Origin of the sequence: Pseudoduganella sp. R-31, assembly GCF_049913235.1 — a bacterium.
Classification (GTDB): Bacteria; Pseudomonadota; Gammaproteobacteria; order Burkholderiales; family Burkholderiaceae_D; genus Rugamonas.
The window spans coordinates 1,330,428-1,348,706 of the sequence record NZ_CP183986.1; the positions used below are offsets into that span (position 1 = coordinate 1,330,428).

Sequence of the window (18,279 nt, forward strand, 5' to 3'; positions counted from 1 at the left end):
CTTAGAGTTGCCGAAGGGCGCGGCGCAAGTTGATCGCTTCGGAGACATGCTTGCTGCCGATCTGCTTCTGCCCGTCCAGGTCGGCCACGGTGCGGGCCACACGCAATACGCGGTGATAGGCGCGGGCCGACCAGTGCAGCTTGTGCATGGCCGCTCGCAGCACAGCCTGGCCGCTGGAATCCGGCTTGCAGAAACGGTCGATTTCCCGTGGCGTCAGTTGCTGGTTGGTTTTGCCCTGGCGGGCGATCTGGCGCTCGAAGGCCGCGTGCACCCGGGCGGCGATGGTTTCTGATAGTTCACCCACTGCGTCCGCTTGCAGGATGTCAGGTGGTACGGGGCCGACTTCGATCTGCATGTCGATGCGGTCAAGCAGGGGCCCCGATACGCGGCTTTGGTAGCGCAGGATCTGGTCGGGAGTGCATTGGCATAGACCGGCAGGGTGACCGAGGTAGCCGCAGGGGCAGCCTTTTGCAGAGTTACATCTCTGTTCAAAGCCTTCAGGAGCAACACAAGCTATTGATTTCAGAGCGTTTCGGGAAGGACGTTGAGGTCGGATTTGAACAACTCACCGTGAACAACTCTTCCCTAAACGCTTAACACATGCCCGGCCAAAAAGTGTTAAACGCCATGTGCCTTAAGAAATGATTGGAGATTATATTTGCGCCCGGCTGTACTGTACGTGGAAATCTGTGAGTATCCTTCTGGAAAAAACGGCTGATAATAATTCTTCCGTCTGCGGGGTACACAATGATCGAATCCATCGATGTTCAGAATTTCGGCTCATATAACGGCTTTGTGTGGGCTCAAAACGTGGTTGACCAGCGAGGGCAGGTACCAAGCTTCCGCAAACTCAATATTCTTTATGGACGAAATTATTCTGGGAAGACGACGCTGTCCCGAATAGTGCAATGTGTCGAGAGGGGACGACTCCCAGAGAAGTACGCCGAACCAAAATTCCGGATCAAGACTGCCAACGAGGTGATCACTGAAGCGGATGTAGCGAATACCAATTTGTCGGTTCGCGTCTTCAACAAGGACTTTGTCGATCTCAACCTTTCATTTTTGCGAGAAAGCCAGGGCACCGTTCAGACATTCGCGATTCTTGGAGAGCAGAATGCGGAATTACTTGCTTTAATCGCGAGTGTCGAGGCCGAACTTGGAAGTGTTGAAGAGAAGACCGGCTTCCGATTCGAGTTTTACACTAATCGCCAGCTATTGGAGAAGGCTAATAGGGAGCACGAGCAACTGCAGACGCAGTTGGATCAAAAGCTCGCGGAGAAGGCCAACAAGCCTCAGAGCGGCATTAAACACAATCCACTCTTTCGTGATCCTAACTACGACATTCGAAAAATCCGACTGGATATCGTCTCAGTATTGCAGACAGGCTTTGTCCCATTAGATGAAGGAGCGGTTGGCGCCACAATTGCTTTACTCGATGAGAGCCCGATGTCCGACATCGGGAAGCCCGGCGCATACCGTGCTGGCCTTCGCGAGATCTTTAGCAAAGCTGATGAATTGGTAACTCGCCGAATTTCACCCACGGCGCCAATTAAGGCGCTTCTGGAAAATGGTGAGCTTCAAAGCTGGGTCAAGGCTGGTATTGATCACCACAGACACCATAGAAGTGACTGCGCGTTCTGCGGAAACCAATTACCGGACGACCTTTGGGCCAAGCTTGACGCCCATTTCAGCAAGGAGTCCCAGATTCTTGAAGACGAGATTAGAAGAGCATTGCAAACCGTCGAGGCGGAGCGCTTGAGAATACTGCGACATACCAATGTTCAAGTTACTCAGTTTTACTCGTCTCTGCGGGAGGACGCGACGGCTTCTCTCAACGAAATGACGAAAGCACGGCAGTTCTACATTGATCAGTTGGAAGCCATATTAGAAGCCTTAAAAGCGCGAGCAGCGAACATTTTTAGGCCATCTGTTCTATCCGTTAGCCTTAACGCTGACGAGGCACACGCCGCTGCCTTAGCGGCTTTCGAAGCACTCATTGATGCGCACAACAAAAAGACAGGTTCGATTGCTAGCGACCAGCTTGCGGCCCGAAAGAAGTTGCGTCTCCTTGAGGTGTCTAAGTTCGTCTCTGACATCGGTTATCAGGATTCAATGCGGGCTCTGGAGGAAAAGAAGCAAGAGGTGAAAACGCTTGAGGAGTCTCAGCAGAGATTGACTGAGGTCGGTAAGAACACAGCAAAGCGCCTCGAAGACCTTCGTATCCAGCTGCGGGATGAGCGACAAGGTGCGCAACGGGTTAATTCCTATCTCAATCACTATTTTGGGAATCAAACAATCCGTCTGGACGCAATTCCGGATGCGGATAGCCCCAATGTCTATCGCTTCAAGATACTCCGTGGGGACGAAGATGCTCACAATCTTAGTGAAGGGGAATGCAGTCTAATCGCCTTCTGCTACTTCTTGGCGAAATTGGACGAAATTGATACCAAGGGGAAGGAGCTCATCATCTACATAGACGACCCAATCTCTAGCCTAGACAGCAATCACATCTTTTTCGTTTACGGTTTGATACATAGGGTATTGATGTCTCCACTCGCTGATGCAGCTGGAAATCAGATTCGGGACGCAACTGGAGCGTTGAAATATCCGTTCAAGCAGCTGTTCATATCCACACACAACTTGGAGTTTTTAAAATACTTGCGTCGGCTGCCGATCGAAAAAAAGGGTGAGCGAGAAAACTTTATGGTCATGCGGCGTGACCGCTCAAGTGTTATCAGCTTGATGCCGCGCCATCTAAGAACTTACGTTACTGAGTTGAATTTCCTGTTTGGCGAGATATGTGTTTGCGCCGACCCAAGTAACATTGCGACGAACTACCAAGCCTTTTACGGCTTTGGAAATAGCTTAAGAAAGTTTTTGGAGGGATATCTCTTCTTTAAATATCCCTCGGAAAGCATAGATTACGACAAGCGAGTGCACCTTTTCTTCGATGATGGATCCGTGGTTGAGCCCATTGTGCAAAGGATTACAAACGAGTTCTCACATCTTGGAGAGTTCGTTGATCGAGGTTCTGTGCCGATAGATGGAGCAGAGATATCTTCCGTGGCAAAGTTTGTCCTATCGAAATTAAAGGCATCCGATTATCAGCAATATACTCATTTCTTGGATAGCGTGGGTGTCGCAGATCCCATCAATTAATTGGCAAGCTGCAGGGGCGGCAAATGTACTCAACATCGGTCGGAAATAGTTCGCCGCAAGTCGATACGATGGGGCGGCTCGTCACTCGTCTTGAGGTGTTCCCATGAACCATAATAGCGAAAAGAAATGGGTACTGCCTGCCCAGATCCCGTTTGCCGAGCTTAAAGCGCATGACCTAGAGGAGTGCGTCTATTGGCTTCTCGATGCTATGGGAGCGCGTGACTTGGAGTGGCGCACCGGAAGCCATGGCACTGGTGCCGCCGACGGCGGGCGGGACTTGGAGGCTTCGTTCTATCAGCCGTCGCCTGACGGTGAAATGGAAGCGCAGCGCTGGTGGATCGAATGCAAAGGACGCGGTAAAACGGTCGAGCCTGAAGCGGTAAAAAACGCGGTCATAAACGCAAGTGTGAAGCAAGGACTGGCCTCACTGGTTATCGTTACCAATACAACGTTCTCCAATCCCACGCGAGATTGGGTAAGCGATTGGCAATCGAAAAATTCATCGCCGAAAGTTAGGTTATGGGACAAAATTTCACTGGAAAGGTTTCTGTCCGAGCAACCTACTGTTGTGCTTCGCCTTTTTTCTAGCGCGTTGAGTATTGACGGACAACTGCAGGCCGCTCGCGAGCGCTTTTGGCAAAAATTGGAATATGTTCCTGTTAACGTCCTTCAGGGGTTTTGGAGCAAGAGAACTACCCTCCATGTAGGGCCAATGGAGCGAATTGCATTGATTGCCAATGAGCTCGCACACGGTAGTCTTCCCGATCGCCCTTGGGGCGCTTTCGCAAGTGCAGAGGAGGTTTGGAATTCGCTTCAGATGCTTCTGTTGAATCTTCCATATCTTGTCATTCGATCCAGCAAGGCAGGCGTGGATCAAGATCCAATCATCGCAGCCGCCGCACATCTGTTGATGATCACATTGCGGAAACAGCCAATTGAGGCGATCATTGGATTGGTTCATCACACCGCCACCCGCGATGGTAAAGTTTTTCCTGAGGACGTATTGGATGTACTTTGGAGACCGATTCTGGATCTCCTGTTGTCCGAGCTTCAGGATGTCTGCTCCTCTGATTGCGACAGGTTTTATAGCAACAACCGTCGCACTCTGCTGGTAGGGCGCGACCCCGTCGAGACCTATTGGCAACGTTTCAATAAATGCGGGGCAGCTGCAAGCTCGAGAAGGAACTGGGTAGGTCTTGAAAATACCGCAGCCCCTTGTAAAGTCGGCTTCAAAATAGCGGATGGCGGAGGCTGCCCGCTCTTTGAGATTGAACCTCACCTCGGAGATCTCATCACGCTTCTCAAACTGACGAAGCGCGTCTTGGATTTCAGGGTTACGGACATGGCCGGCAAGGGTTAAGAGCATTGGCGCTCCCCATTGAATACTTGGCCTGCTGCTTTAGGTTGAGTATGCGGCTTCCTTTGTCTATCTGAATTTTCTTACGTATTCTTTGTATCGAGGATCTGACTTCATATGCGTGTGCATAGGTTCTTCCGCGTGACATCCGATGCAAAGAACCTCTAAATTGGAATCAGAATTGTCGTACTTAAGCGCGTTGCGGTGGTGAGTATCCACGAAGCGTGAATCCGGCCCAATGAACCGCTTTAGGCATTTTTCGCAAGTGTAGTTCCGCGCCTTCTTTGTCCTGTCGCTGATCTCCTTCCAGTTGAATACATAGTCGTTCCTTGGTGCGGTGTCTGACGTGTGATCAGGCTTGACCGCGAGGAGATCGCGCGGATACTTCTCGAAGAACTCGCTGAGAGCGAAGTCGTTGACGGCTTTTGTCCGAGACACCTTATCCATTTCAAAGCGGAATTTCTTCCATGCGATCTCTGCCAGGCACATCTGACAAACGTTTAATGGCACGGTTTTCGACACGCCCTGATCCGTAAGATTGATCTTGAACTTTCCATCGTCCCGATTGGCAACAACATACTTGGACCATCGATTGTTTCGACGCATTTGCTCAAGCTTCGTGCAGTACGTGATGTGGAACTTCGGCAGTTCACTCCGACGCCCGTACGTTGGAACGTCGCGGATGTACACCAGAACTCGGTAGCCTTTGTACCCAAGAGTGCCATCCTCCAGTACTTGGATCTCGTCGAAAGCGACATCGATCCCCTCGCCATGCAAGCGTTCCGGTATCGGTGGTAATGCAATCTCTTTGGTTATTAGCTGCTTGCCGAATCGCTCTGCGAGTGGAGCTCCCATTGTTTGTCTGAGCTGATTGAGATGTGCCCAATCTATGAAGTTTGGAAGCTTGATCATTGCTCGCGAAGCTCTCGTGCGATTTGATCCATACGGTCGCTGGCGTTAGTCACGATCCGAAATTCGACTCGCTGATTTGCCAGCATGGCGGCAGGTTTAATAGAGTCAGAAACTGGGCGCGACGATGATAGACCATTGGCGGTTACGTGTTCGATCAGCCACTCTTCATGCTTCTGTACTGGCCCCAGGCTTAATACATACTCCAGCGCACTTCGCGTTCGGGCTTGAGAAAGCCCCATGTTCAAGAAGTAGGCGTTTCGTGGCGACGTATCCTTGGTCCATTGCACACTTGTGTGTCCTTCTATTCGAATTTCTTTGACCGTCGCTTTGTATTTCTCCGATGTTAGAAGCGCGACGTAGCGCGGAAAGAATTCCTTGAGTATTGCCTTAAACTTCGGTTTGAGTTCTGCGGATCCTGTATCGAAAAGAACGGTGGGGTCGTTGAACCTGATCGTCATATCCCCGAGCAGCTCTGCATTCCATTGCTTGAGGTCAGTCGCAAATTCCTTCTGAAGCGCCTGCAGCATATCGCTCTTGGTTTCTTCGAACTCCTTGACGACAAGCGTCGTAGTTTGTTCGACGCGAAGCATGAACGCGGCTGTGAGCAGCATGAATACCATCATCAGACCTGTCATCAGATCGGCGAGCGGAATCCAATGTGATTGATTACTTTGTTCGACGTCCATGACTTACGCGGCCCCCGCGATCCTAACAACTTCACGCAGTCGATCTGTGAGTGGCGAGTAATCGGCCACAAACTTTTCCGAGAGGGAGGCCAGTTGTTGTCCAAGAGTCTCAAGGCTCTTCGTGAGTTCCTCATTTAAACCCTTGTCCAGGGTGATAACTCCCTGTCGAATTGTGTCCAGCGACTTCAGAAGCTCGTCGTTCACGTCCTTCTGCGACTTCTTGATCGTGTCGGTCAGGAGCTGCTTCATTTCGGCGGAGCTGCTTTGTGTGAGGGATCCGAAGTTGCGTACGATCTCACTTACATCACCCTGAACGCGCGCAACACCCAGCTTCATACTGTCGGCGAGCTCGTCGAGCTTCGCTGCAAACTGGGGCGCAACATCCTTCATTTCAATCAGCACTGTAGCTAGTGACTGTTGCGAATGTTCGATAAGCTTGTACTGCTGCGCCAAGCCGTGCAAAAGCGTTTCCAGTGCAGCAGCGGTTTCGGTGTAGGCTTCGGCACGTTCGGCAGCTACGGATAGCCCCGCAGCCGATTTGCGAAGATCTTCTGCCGACGAACGTTGAACTTCCTGAAGTTTGTCCAGTTCGTCCCTATACTGCTGCTGCCAAATGACCAGCTTTTCAACGGCCGCGTTAAGCTGCTTGAAGTTGTCTCCAAACTGTTCGCTAATCTTGGCGTTAAAGTCCCGGATTACCTCCTTCAACGCTTCGATTAAGGCTTTCGAGTTGTCTGCAGCCATTTTGTTTGCAAAGTTTTCGAACGAGCTCCTCAAAGCCTGCAACTGATCGGATTGATCGCTTCGCATCAGTTTCAGTTGAGAGAGCAGGCTGCCGTCCTCTTGGCCCGAAAGGCTCTTTTGGAGCGATTGCAGAGCACCTACGACATCGTCAAGGTTTGCCGACTTTGGAGCCCCTTCGCTTTGCTGAATTGGGGTTTTTTGAAAGTGGTGGCGGAAACGAATTGCCAGTGATCCGAACACGCCGCTTACGGAAGCCCAAAAAGCTGTCTTTACGCCTTCCAGCAGCTCGGGAACGCTTGACGAAACATGAGCTGCGTCGAACTTCAGAAGCGCCACGGCAATGCCCAGGAAACATCCGAAGATGCCGACTGTGGTCAAGACTTCAGGCCCGTGCTGGACTGAAAATCGGTTGAATTTGTGAAACGTGAAGTACCAAGTCAGGAAGAGGTTAATTCCGATAAAGGTAACTGTAAAGCCATCGGACCATAATGCGGCAAAAGCGGAGGCTGCGAAGGCGCTAGTACAGAATAGCGCCAGAACTAGCGCAGTTAAGGTGCGAATCATATAGTGAAGTGAGTTATTGATTGATCAACAGGTGTTTCTACTTTAACACCAGAGAGTATCAGTTACTCACTTCAGCGCCAATCTTTTACTGTGCTCAATTTGATTTAAAACGCGACCTCATGGAAATTGATGAGAATTGTCGCCGGATCGTCTGCAGTCTATGCACTTATGCTACGAATTCTTGAAGTCTTTCGACGGCGGAGAGGCTCAGCAAGTATTCGAACAGTACTTTTGAAGGATAGGCCGCACTTCAACAAATGTGCGGAAGCAGCGTATCGCCCGGATGTGTCAAGGATTTCTAGAGCAACGCGGATTGCGTCTTCCTCAGCGTATAAGACCGTGGTCGAGTTGTTTGAGGGATCTGAGCTTTTCATAGCACCTCCTCTGGACCTGATCTTACTCAATCCGTTCGACGCCATGTTGAGGTAGATCAAATGCCAAGCAGGAAGTTGCTTTTCGGTCGTGCGGGACTGTCACTCACCTTCGACGAGCGCTTCAACAAGTTCGATCATTCTAGAGGGTTGAACGCCTAGAGCATCTCCTAACTTGAAAATGACTCTAATACTTGGCTGATTAACGCCGCGTTCGATCAAGCTCACAAAGTTGCGCTCGACCTCAGCTGCAAGCGCAAGCTGTTCCTGCGTTAGCCCAGCATCGCGCCGCAATGAGCGAAGTACCTGACCAAATGCAGCTGCTGGATCCAAACATTCCTCCCAATATATTGGTAGAAATGGTGGGCTTCAGCTATCATTTGGTCTTCACAATATATTGGTAATTTTGTTAAATTGGCTTCAAATATCCGCAGATATTGTTGCTTTAATGTTCATGTGGCTTGTTTGAGACTTGTTGAGGAGCATTGATTGGAAACGGCGATTTGGGTTGTGCTGGCTCTGGGTGTTGCCGGTTGGGGGCTGGTTGAGCTGCATAAAAAGGGAGTCGCCAATTTCTGGCGTTTTCTCGCGGAGACAAACAAGCTTCATGGCACCAAGTTTGGTACCGCCCCAGAGGACAAGGCGACCGTGGTTGGCGTCAGTTTGTATAAAGGCGGGGTCCTGGCATTCGACCAAACGAACCGCAAGATCGCCTTCATGACAAAAGGTGGTAAGTCCATCGAGATCCTTAGCTATGAATTCGTACAGTCTTGGCGGATCACCTGGCGCGAAAGAACGAGCGCTGGCGGCGCTCAATTCGGCGTTGTGGCTGTGGGGTCCGCAGAAACGAGGTACGACAATGTGGTCCTTGAGATCACGACGAATGACGTGAAGCGCCCAATCATCAAATTGCCCATGTCGTCTTTGCGCTATGCCGAAGAGACGTCCGCTAGACTCAAGATCATGATCAACGCGAAGAGCTGAATTCGATGCAGCGGGAATCAAATAAGTACGCCGCTGGCCCGTCCGACCTCCGCCAGCATTTTCATAACTATTTTGAACTTTTGCTGGGCGCAGAACGTAGCAAACTGCAGCAGGCGATTGGCTCGTTTGGCGAAACGCATGAACAGCGCGAACTCTTAGCCGAAATCGACTGTAGGATTGATTATCTTCGTGGTGCAGTAAGAATGGGAAGACTCCTATGCCTAATTGACCAAGATGAGGCCAAGTCCAACTTTGGGCTGTTGTCTGCTGAGCGCGATCGCTTACGTGCCCGCGCGCTCGCGGAACCAGACGGCAAGTACTCCGAGCCTTCGCAGGAGCCTGCATCTTCACGACTTGCTTCAATCCGAAATTCACTTCGATCAGCCGCACAAACGTAAGCCATGTCACTGCGAAAGACCAAGCAGACTTGGATCCCGCTGCCATATGATGAAGAACGGCGATGTGATTAGCAGCGCAATCTTCGAGATTCGCTGTCTCGAAAGTTCAGGTACATAAGCAATGGGTAGCGCCTCACGTGTCATCAACGAATCGAAAGCTCGGTATGAAAAATCGCAGAAAAAAACGACAACGCGTTATGAATCGGCGGGCAATGGAAAGTTCTTCTACACGGCTTGTTCGTACCGCTGAAGAACAGGCATGGCTCGACACCACGCCAGTCGGACGAGAGTTTGGCAGTAGGGACTTCGATAAATATGTATGGCAGTCTGACGGGACTGTGCGGCTGAAACTGTAAGACTGCGGTCCCCTGGATCCCTTACCCGACTAAGAGTGCCTAATATGTAGTAACTCTGATTTGACCTGTCGAGGTTTGTCAGATGGGTTCGAGTCCCCCAACATCAGTGCGAGGTGACGGTTCTCCTCCATGGCGCTTTGCGATTTTGGGCTGCGGTAGTCTGAGCACATGTCGCGTCGTACGGACCATGCCACTGCTGAAAAATTGTCCATTATTCTGCTAACAAAGTCGGCGTTTGGGCAACGAGCCGGTATGCGTGCTGCGCTCCTATATGGTGTTAGTCCGACTCTCGTCGAATCGGTCTTTAAGCGACCTCCATCGGAGGTCCGCACTGACATGCCCGTAACTTCTCCAACGAAGGACAGACGGAAGACCGAGAGGTGACATCCACTTTGACTTTTCTCAATACCAACGCTTGCTGACCGGATTAGGCTGGCGCAGTGACCTATTTCTCATCCCAGCGATACTCGAAAGATGCCTACGCACGATTTCGTGCAGAGTTGGCCTTAGATTTCTTCCTTTCGGGAGCAATCGACTCACGGCGCAAGAGTTCAGCCAGGTGGGCAAGAGCATGGTTATTGGCCGCCAAAAGCGATAAAGCTGAAGAGGCAGAGCCGCAGTTCCGTGGATATGTTAGCGCGGTTGACGGCGGCGCTCGACTTCAACCATTAGGTCCGCGACATCCCTCCTGACCTCGCCCTTTGTCCTCGCGAAGATGTCAGTGACCAAGGAGTCAGGCAATTCGTAATGCTTTGCCACATGCACACCAGCATCCAAGCCGAACGCCGCTTTGGTAAGCAGTGCCAACCTTACTTTCTCAGCTGTTTTGCTATCAATGCGCCTATTCATTTGAAATAGACTAGGCGCATAACGAGCAGTTGATAGTGCGGTGCCTAACGCACAGCAGAAGAACCTGTTGGTTGCGATAAATGCAATGAAGCATACCCCTCGCTCAAGGCAGAAGTTTAATCAACGGGGGCTCGGGGCGTGTCAGCGCAGCTCTTTAAGCTTGCCCCAGATCGCCTTGTCGATCTCCACTACCGACCCATGGGACCTTTTGCCAGCGCCCAGGCGACGCGCTTTTTTTGCGAACAGTGTGAGCTGAAACTTGGTGCCTGCCCGTTGAGGTCTATCCCGATCTGCAGCGCGGCGTGGCGGTCATGCGGCCGAACGAGGTGTGGGGTACGAACCTGACGTATATCTGACTGGCGCGCGGCTTCGCCTATCTGGTGGTGATAATCGACTGGTACTCGCGTCGGTTGCTGGCCTAGCGCATCAGCAACAGCATGGACGCGTCGTTTTGCGGAGACTGCCTTGTGTACTGGCGACTTAGATGCACTAGACGTAACGCAGAAGCAAAGAGAAGGACATCTCCGGTTGTCTACCGCCTAAATCGTTACTCGGTCAACGTTCCTAACTTGAACCCCATTCATTTCAAAAAAAGCGTCTGCAACCATGTCGTCAACGGCGCCCATGAAGACATCTGCAACGATGTAATGGTAGCCATCATCCAGGTCGCATATCGCATTTACAATCTGCGACTTCGTTGGTGGCTGAGAGCTTGCCACTGTAACCAACCCCCAAGTTCCATCGCGCCGCAAAAACTCAACGCTCCAAACGCCTATTTCGCTCGTCATTCGTTTCATATGTCCTCCGACCTAGAAGAAACGGTCCGGCAAATCATCGCCTTCAACAGATGCTACCCCGTTTTTATAGGAAGCTATCCACGCGAATTCAAACTTCCCTGACATCATGCGGTCTCTGGTTAGGTTACTGGAACCCGAACACGCCATGACCGTGGCATCGGTGCTGAATCTATTGTTTTGGTGCAGATAATGTCGACGCTCGGCTCAACGTCTTTCTCACGCCACTCGGCCTGCAGCGGCACCGCGCATTTGTAGACCATCGTGGATGCCGATGGATATCCCGCTTCCTGGTTTGCTCGGTTACGATTCGGTTCCGAACGAATGAACTTCAGTGCGGCTTCGTGGATGTCGTAGTTCCGCTGCAGCCTATCACTCCCGATCGACACCGGTAATTCCCAGCCTCGCTCGGGGGCCGATGCGACCGTCCGCCCACAGCTTACCATTACGCTTTTGCGCGACTCAAATATGGTCCACTTGCTGCGCAATGGGACCACACAACGATCAACCACAATCCGAATATCTGGATCAATGGGCCGCCAATCGGTTCGGTCTCGGGCGTTCTGTCGGTCAAGGAAGTCCTTCGCCTCTGCCCGGATCTCATACAGCCCGTGAATTGCATCGTTGCTTCGATACTTCTCAAGCGGATCAATGGCCGCCTCTGTCGTAACGCCTCCAGCGAGCGCAACGCCAGCGGAGAGGGTCGCGAGAATCGCACTACTCAATCGTAACAGTACCGACATACTTCCCTTCCTTGTCACTGCGGTTGGAGATCAGATATTTGTACAGCGCATTCCATTTCGTTAAATCGTACATGGTTACGCAACCTTCAGATAGATTACCGACGTGGACGAAATTGCTGTTTTGGGTAGCCGCGTATTCAATCGGGAACCATACCGTATGAAATTTCAGATCAGGATTCCCACCCGGTGCCGTCACGTAGAAGCTGGTGAAATCTGCACGCTTAGCGACTGACGGCGCCAAGATCCGATAGGTTCCTTTCGGCAGCGGCTGCGAATGCCTTATCTGTTCGTAGTACGGGCTCATAGGATTCGACTCCTTAAAGTCCACATCCGAATCCAACGTGATCATTGCGCTCTGGCCGTCAAAGGTCAGTGTAGCGATCAGTTGATTAAGCACTTCGTTATGACGAGGTCTAGAAGCCAGTTTCTGCCGACCTAAAGTCTTCGCTACGATTTTAGCGCCATTTCCGCGTGAAGCAGCGGCAAGGCAATTTGCTGCGTTCTCTCTTTTAAGACTCGCCGTCTTTCCTTTATTGTCTCCTTCAAGAATCATGAAGTGTGTTCGGCTGTCTTCCTTAATCACCGAGACCTTTACGAATTCTGGCAGGAACACCATTCCTCCAGAGGGCTCTAGCTGGACCTTCAGCCAGCCTGACGTGTCAGGTGATTTCGTGTATTTCGTCGTAACGACTACAGGATGTACGCTGTTCGCGTTGGTGTTGGTGCGAGCCCTCGCAATTACTTGATTCATGAGTCGATGTGTCCTAAGCAAACCTCGATGTACTGCGCATCATCGGTGCGGTACCGACCAGTGCGCCCCGCGTCATCTGTGATGCCGTGAATGCGCTGGCCAGACGGCAGCATTACGGTGTACGGCATTCCGGCCAAGACCAAATCGTCTGCGTCTTTGAGCAAAAACTGTTCATCGTATAGTGCCCAGTTGTCAGCCTGCTCTGCAGCTGAAGGCGCGATTGCAGTGACTGCAGGGGGCTGCGCCAAAACTGGTGCAGCGATAGATGAATCGTCACGCCGTTGCGCCGACGTGGCTGGAGCGGCCTCGATCGTTCTTGAAGAACCACCACCTCCCCAGTCGACGGTGTCGGTAAACTGGCTGGCGATGAGAACTGCGCCGCAAGAGGTCTTCATGCCTGCTAGCGCAACGCCCTTGCCATAAAACGTGGTGGTCAGCACGCCTTCAATAATGGGATAGTCGCCTTTGCACTTCGGACAGTGAACCTTGTGCCCGATATAAGCGATCGGCTTGCCCATGCAAATATCGGTTTGAGATCCTTCAATCACTGTCCCGTCGTGGCTCGTCCTGTCACCCAGGCGAATAATCTCTCCAGCCATGCATCATCCTAAAATTTGCGCAAGCTGAAATTATAATTTTGATCACGCTTTGACGCCGCACTGTTGAGTCATCGCTCAGTTACGTTGCGCCAAAATAAAGGGGGCAGTACATTGTGGATCGCCATGCGAATTGCTCGCCTACGGCCGACCACCCAACTAGTAACTAAATAATGCTCATCTTCCTGGATACGGAATTTACTGACTTCGCACAGCCCGAGTTGATCAGCATTGGACTGGCCGCGACAGGCGTCCCTGATTTTTATGCCGAGCGGAATGACTACCCGCGCGCGCGTTGCACGCCGTTCGTTATAGACGAAGTGATTCCTTTATTGGGACGGGTTCCGAATGCGGCATGCGATGCATCTGAATTGACCACCCGCTTGCGGGCCTGGCTTGACCAGCTACCGGAGTCTGCGATCATTCTTTATGATTTTGAGACTGATTGGGAGCTTTTGTGTAACGCATGCGGCGGTGAGGTACCCGCAAAAGTTGGAGCACACCAGCTGGTTGATCAGAAGATCTTTCGGCACTCGGCATATAAGTTGGGCGAGGTGCTGACCTATAAGGAAGCATGGCCGCCACATCACGCATTAGCAGATGCTCAGGCGCTTCGAGAGGGCTATTTGAGGTGGAAACTAGCTTCCGAAGGCCGACAATGGAATTCCCGCATCTAGTTCATGGAGCGGACGGGTATCTGAATTTTCGAGTTAGCGAGTCCCGAAGTCTCGGCAAGCTTATAACATCACCGTTTCTTACGACGTCGGCGGCGGGACGCAAGTCCTCCGGGTGCACTTCAAAGTATCGAATAGCGCAGTTCATTAGCACCCGCGATTCAATGGGAAAGCGAGACTGAATCACCATCGCAGCGACCCTGAACACGTTCGCCTCGCGACCACCTTTTGCGTCGAGAGGGCTCCCATCGGACCGTGCTACTTCCACACACCGATTAAGCATTAAGTCTTCAAGTTCACGTGGATCCAAAGTATCTCCAGCAACAATTTTTGGCAGCTAAGCGCTCACCATCTCGTGAGACGAAATCGGTCCACTCAATCATCTGGTGGGACCCAGTTCAGAAAAGACTGAATGGTGGGTGATGGACCAAGCAGCCGACGAGCAATCGCGATTTTCGCGTCAAGTATTTTCGTTGACTCCTCATCCAGCCCCCTGGCCATTTCACGGACCACGTGAAGCGTACGCTCGAAACGGTCAGCACGCTCCACTGCCTCGAAAAACGCCAGGAGCGCGGCCTTACTCTCTTGAACCTTCGCTGCTTTTCGATTGACGGCTTCTTCCTCGGCGCGTCGTCGAGCATACTCTTCCTGTTCACGTTTTCGCTGTTCGTATTCGATCTTTCCCCTTTCGCGTGAAGCCTGTATGTCGGTCATTGACCCCTCAATTTCCTTCGCGATTGACACGGCTTTCGCTAGGAACTTACCAGGATCCTTTTCCTTCCATTGTTTCGACCACTTGGCGCTGTAGTGCGAGGAGTATGCGACCAGACAAAGACGACCTGTTGGCAGATCATGAGTTGACGTCCAATACCCATCGTACTTGTGGCTGAACCTACCTGCTTTTACTTCCGACTCTCGGACATAGGTATCGTTGCCGGTGTAGCGCATGAGGGTCGCCTCTGTGACCTCGTATATGACGATCCCGATTGGCACGTCTCCAAAGTATGCGACGGTTTGTCGACCAGGGTGCCACAGGTCTTCATAAAATGGCTGCTTCGAAGGTACGTCGCGAACATCTATTTCCGGTCTCGACAAGTGCACATTGTTTGACGCCAAAACGACGCGATGTCCGCGTCGCTCAAGTGCGTTAAAGAGCGCATTCGCGAACGCTACTGCACCAGCTAGGCCCGATCTCGAAACGTGGATGTCTGGAAGATTTCTTTTCGCAGGCTTCAGGAACTTCACGCGATACGACTCCCGACCTGCGTTGAAGATTGCTTCAATCCCTACTATCAGTGAATGCAATCGAACATTCTGTTCCGAGTTTGACTCTCGAGAGTCAGATGGGTCTTGGGTGCTAACGTCCGACTTGACCAGGGGCGCATCGACTGTGGTTCCGGGAGTCCAGCTCGTTTGTTCCCCTGGTCGCGCACCAGGCAGTGGAGGTTGCGGGGCAGCCTTGCCTACTTCGAGCTTCGCCCAGTATCCCCGACGAGGGCGTGGCACGTTCAGTGTCGTGCATACACGCGCCAAATAGCTCGATGAGACGCCAAAACGCTCAGCGACTTTGATCATCGGCTCTGCCCAGACGAGTTCGAACAGTCTCTCCCGAGTTACCTGATTTTCATTTGAATTCGATCGCATCTTTGCCTCCATTTTCCCCAGTTAACTCTCAAGCTGCTGTCAAAGAAAATGATGATGTAAGATTTGGCGAAACTTGCGTATGCGTGCGGAAAGCTAAGCTGAAGTGTATTCCTGTGTTTCCTTGATCGGAATTCAGGGCTGGAGTCCGCGCTTGTTTTGCGAAATCCTACCTAGACCCGAGTTAGGCCTTTTTATGACACTTAGCACTGATCTTGCCGAAAAATCCGTCCAAGCGGCGATCGCCGCGATAGAAATCTACAACAAACCCAACTTTTCGTATCGTGAAGAAGCTTTTGCGTTACTTATGTCCAACGCGTGGGAGCTTTTGCTCAAGGCAAAATGGCTTCTCGATCATGATGAGTCGCTCGACTCAATTTACGAGTACATCGATGACGGAAATGGCGGTAAGCTGCCAAAGACAAATCGCAGCGGCAACCCACTTTCGCACGGAGTGGGTTATCTCGTGGCAAAACTTCGGGATGACGCCGACTCTGGTCTTGAACCGGCTTGCCACGATAATTTCCTGGCCCTCCTGGAAATACGTGACAACGCGGCGCATTTTATTAACAAAGACCTGTATTTGGGGCGCCGGATATTGGAAATTGGTACCGCTTCTCTTCGCAATTATCTCTGCCTTGCAACTGAATGGTTCCAACTCGACCTGTCAAAGTACAACTTCTTCTTGATGCCAATCTCTTTCTATCATGGCTTCGAAGCTGCCGAGCCGGCTTCGCGGGCCCAGTATCCGGACCAGATACAGCGCCTGTTGACCTACCTCGATGGGCTCGAGGAGACTCCAGCGGACGAAGGCGCTAAGCAGCACGTGGCTCTTCGAATGGAAACCAAGCTCGTGCGAGGAAAGGACACGGCAGCGGTGGCATTTCGCTGGACTGACGATCCGAATGCACCTGCTATAACCGTTCGCGAAGAGGACATTCTCAAGAACTATCCGATGACGTACAGAGATTTAGCGAACACGGTCAAACGCAGGTACGAGAACTTTCTGGAGAATAAGCAGTTCCATAAGATTCGCCAGGCGCTTGAGAAGGACAGCAAGTATGTCATCGTGCGACTACTGCACCCTTCCAATCCTACCAGTTCAAGACAACGTTTCTATAATCCGAACATCTTGCAAGAATTCGACAAACACTACATTCGGCGCAAGAAGAGCAACACGCAGTAAAGAATATTTGCAATTGCGCCAAGATCCACTAAAACTGCCTGTCATCCTTTGCAGAGTCGTAACTTGTTCGAAGATTTGACATGAATTAACGGCCCGGTTGACGAGGAACATGATGAAGACTGGACTCGCCCTGCCAGGTTAAATCAAATGCATGGAAGAACGGCTGACACTTCAATTCTTTCGTGGCGTTTAAAGTTCAGAGCAGGCCAAGCTGGTCGGCTTCTCTGCTATTTAACCTGACCGCGATTCTCTGAACAACTTCACTCGCTTGATCATTATCAAATCTATGTCCCGAGTGCGGTTTGGGGATAACGAATTCCGCAATTTCATCCAAACCAACGAGACGAGAGTAAGTTTCGACGACAACCTTCGCGACGACAACAGCTTCCTTGACGATGTTGATGGCGGCATTCCCGCAATCATCACACGCTGCTTGTGTGCTGTAGCCCTGTTTGTCAGAGGTATCTCGATAGTATTTTGAAGCGATCGGAAGTGCCCATGTCGACTGCTTGGTCGGCCGTACGATTTGAGATTTCGATCTGCCACAACCTGGGCAACGCCAATCATCGGCAACCGAGTTCCAACGCTTATGACTTGTAACCTTTGCGACGTGCTCGATCTGTCCTGGCGTGGGAATCTTCACTCTTTCGTTACTGACTTTTGTCCGCCATGAGGAGGGTTCCTTCTGGGGCTGTTGTCGCGTTGGGCCACACAGTACTCTTAGTGCAAACCATGCGCGCTTGTTATAAGCGATGTTCTCCGCTGTTCTCTTGACGTGATTAGGGTGATGTTGAAAAGGCGTACTTTGATACCAGTGCTCGTCCTTGGCTGCAATCTCCGCGATGCGTGCAACGATCTTCATGCGCAGCTCAAACGTAGCTCGGTTTTCCTCCCAAATCCTTGCTGCAGCTTCTGAATCGATGTGGTGTTCAGCGTTTGGAGTCGCGATGACAAAATTCAGAATCTCGTTGGGCGAATACGAGAAGGATGGATGGGTCTTTGCTAACCGCTTTGCTATCGCATCGGCATTGTTGCAGTCATTGCAGATAACGGTGTTGTCATACGCTGAAACCATCGGCGCACTACGCTTTGCGAACTGCTCTGCGGCTTCGTTCGCCAAAACCCTTTCCAGACCTGCCGAAATGCTTTCGAATTTCTTTAGCAGTAGGTCCTTCATGTGGTCATGGTGCTCCACTAGGCGACACATCAGGTCTCCGTTTTTGTTTCGCCTGGCAATTTCTATCTTCGAGCGTTGGCATGCTGGGCACTTCCACGCCATTGGCGTATAGGCCCAAAGCATATCCATGTCCACGCCCTTGCAGTCGAATGCGGCAACCAACGCCTTGGTTTGCGGTGACATAACACCGTCGAGGATACTGGTCCCGTCTTCGATCGAGCGTAATAGTGCCTCATCGCCGGGGCTGATCTCACTTGTCCACTCCGTCAGCCAATCCCGCCAGCTCGATTCATTGCTCATCTGCGTTCCTCGCGTCCTTGTTCATATGGGGGCGATT

16 protein-coding genes and 1 pseudogene are annotated in these 18,279 nt (G+C 51.5%); 6 read left to right on the plus strand and 11 right to left on the minus strand.

The window, feature by feature from the left end; all coding sequences use genetic code 11:
- Position 1 precedes the first annotated feature (1 nt).
- On the minus strand, positions 2–556 hold the full coding sequence (locus ACN9MY_RS06100; RefSeq protein ID WP_426337624.1) for an ATP-binding protein: 555 nt from the start codon (positions 554–556) through the stop codon (positions 2–4).
- A 191-nt stretch (positions 557–747) separates the two neighbouring features.
- Between ACN9MY_RS06100 and ACN9MY_RS06105 the strand changes: the two genes are divergently transcribed.
- Together ACN9MY_RS06105 and ACN9MY_RS06110 are read left to right on the plus strand one after the other, a co-directional pair.
- The gene (locus tag ACN9MY_RS06105) at positions 748–3,159 is read left to right on the plus strand and encodes an AAA family ATPase (RefSeq protein ID WP_426336975.1); all 2,412 of its coding nucleotides are present in this window, start codon (positions 748–750) and stop codon (positions 3,157–3,159) included.
- Positions 3,160–3,262: 103 nt separating this feature from the next.
- Positions 3,263–4,519 (plus strand): restriction endonuclease, encoded by a 1,257-nt coding sequence (locus ACN9MY_RS06110; RefSeq protein WP_426336976.1) that lies wholly within the window; start codon positions 3,263–3,265, stop codon positions 4,517–4,519.
- A gap of 66 nt (positions 4,520–4,585) precedes the next feature.
- Here ACN9MY_RS06110 and ACN9MY_RS06115 read toward each other — a convergent pair whose 3' ends face one another.
- From ACN9MY_RS06115 to ACN9MY_RS06130, 4 genes are all read right to left on the minus strand, one after another.
- A complete protein-coding gene (locus tag ACN9MY_RS06115) occupies positions 4,586–5,428 on the minus strand; it encodes an HNH endonuclease (protein WP_426336977.1) in 843 nt (280 codons plus the stop codon).
- A complete protein-coding gene (locus ACN9MY_RS06120; RefSeq protein WP_426336978.1) occupies positions 5,425–6,114 on the minus strand; it encodes an OmpA/MotB family protein in 690 nt (229 codons plus the stop codon). Before ACN9MY_RS06120 ends, ACN9MY_RS06115 begins: the two co-directional genes overlap by 4 nt.
- A gap of 3 nt (positions 6,115–6,117) precedes the next feature.
- Positions 6,118–7,422: a hypothetical protein gene (locus ACN9MY_RS06125; protein WP_426336979.1), complete on the minus strand. Its 1,305-nt coding sequence runs from the start codon at positions 7,420–7,422 to the stop codon at positions 6,118–6,120.
- 473 nt (positions 7,423–7,895) lie between these two features.
- Positions 7,896–8,126, minus strand: a complete 231-nt coding sequence (locus ACN9MY_RS06130; protein WP_426336980.1) for a helix-turn-helix domain-containing protein — start codon at positions 8,124–8,126, stop codon at positions 7,896–7,898.
- Positions 8,127–8,282: 156 nt separating this feature from the next.
- Between ACN9MY_RS06130 and ACN9MY_RS06135 the strand changes: the two genes are divergently transcribed.
- Both ACN9MY_RS06135 and ACN9MY_RS06140 read left to right on the plus strand, forming a co-directional pair.
- A complete protein-coding gene (locus ACN9MY_RS06135; RefSeq protein ID WP_426336981.1) occupies positions 8,283–8,777 on the plus strand; it encodes a hypothetical protein in 495 nt (164 codons plus the stop codon).
- Positions 8,778–10,655: 1,878 nt separating this feature from the next.
- Positions 10,656–10,799: pseudogene (locus ACN9MY_RS06140) on the plus strand (IS3 family transposase); the annotation flags it as partial.
- A gap of 120 nt (positions 10,800–10,919) precedes the next feature.
- On the opposite strand, the gene ACN9MY_RS06145 reads toward ACN9MY_RS06140, so the two are convergent.
- The 4 genes from ACN9MY_RS06145 to ACN9MY_RS06160 form a co-directional block, all read right to left on the minus strand.
- The gene (locus ACN9MY_RS06145) at positions 10,920–11,177 is read right to left on the minus strand and encodes a hypothetical protein (protein ID WP_426336982.1); all 258 of its coding nucleotides are present in this window, start codon (positions 11,175–11,177) and stop codon (positions 10,920–10,922) included.
- 119 nt (positions 11,178–11,296) lie between these two features.
- A complete protein-coding gene (locus ACN9MY_RS06150) occupies positions 11,297–11,917 on the minus strand; it encodes a hypothetical protein (RefSeq protein WP_426336983.1) in 621 nt (206 codons plus the stop codon).
- The gene (locus ACN9MY_RS06155; RefSeq protein ID WP_426336984.1) at positions 11,892–12,668 is read right to left on the minus strand and encodes a hypothetical protein; all 777 of its coding nucleotides are present in this window, start codon (positions 12,666–12,668) and stop codon (positions 11,892–11,894) included. Before ACN9MY_RS06155 ends, ACN9MY_RS06150 begins: the two co-directional genes overlap by 26 nt.
- Complete coding sequence (locus tag ACN9MY_RS06160; RefSeq protein ID WP_426336985.1) at positions 12,665–13,267, minus strand: PAAR domain-containing protein; 603 nt, start codon at positions 13,265–13,267, stop codon at positions 12,665–12,667. The genes ACN9MY_RS06155 and ACN9MY_RS06160 overlap by 4 nt, the downstream gene beginning before the upstream one ends.
- Before the next feature lie 170 nt (positions 13,268–13,437).
- Between ACN9MY_RS06160 and ACN9MY_RS06165 the strand changes: the two genes are divergently transcribed.
- Positions 13,438–13,941, plus strand: a complete 504-nt coding sequence (locus tag ACN9MY_RS06165; protein WP_426336986.1) for a hypothetical protein — start codon at positions 13,438–13,440, stop codon at positions 13,939–13,941.
- Positions 13,942–14,313: 372 nt separating this feature from the next.
- On the opposite strand, the gene ACN9MY_RS06170 is transcribed toward ACN9MY_RS06165, so the two are convergent.
- Positions 14,314–15,183, minus strand: a complete 870-nt coding sequence (locus ACN9MY_RS06170) for a hypothetical protein (RefSeq protein ID WP_426336987.1) — start codon at positions 15,181–15,183, stop codon at positions 14,314–14,316.
- 592 nt (positions 15,184–15,775) lie between these two features.
- Between ACN9MY_RS06170 and ACN9MY_RS06175 the strand changes: the two genes are divergently transcribed.
- Entirely contained in the window at positions 15,776–16,765 is a 990-nt protein-coding gene (locus ACN9MY_RS06175; protein WP_426336988.1) for a DUF3644 domain-containing protein, read from the plus strand.
- A gap of 196 nt (positions 16,766–16,961) precedes the next feature.
- Here the strand turns inward: ACN9MY_RS06175 and ACN9MY_RS06180 are convergent, their stop codons facing one another.
- Positions 16,962–18,242 carry a hypothetical protein gene (locus ACN9MY_RS06180; protein ID WP_426336989.1) on the minus strand — a complete coding sequence of 427 codons (1,281 nt, stop codon included), beginning with the start codon at positions 18,240–18,242 and terminating at the stop codon, positions 16,962–16,964.
- Between the last annotated feature and the right edge of the window lie 37 nt (positions 18,243–18,279).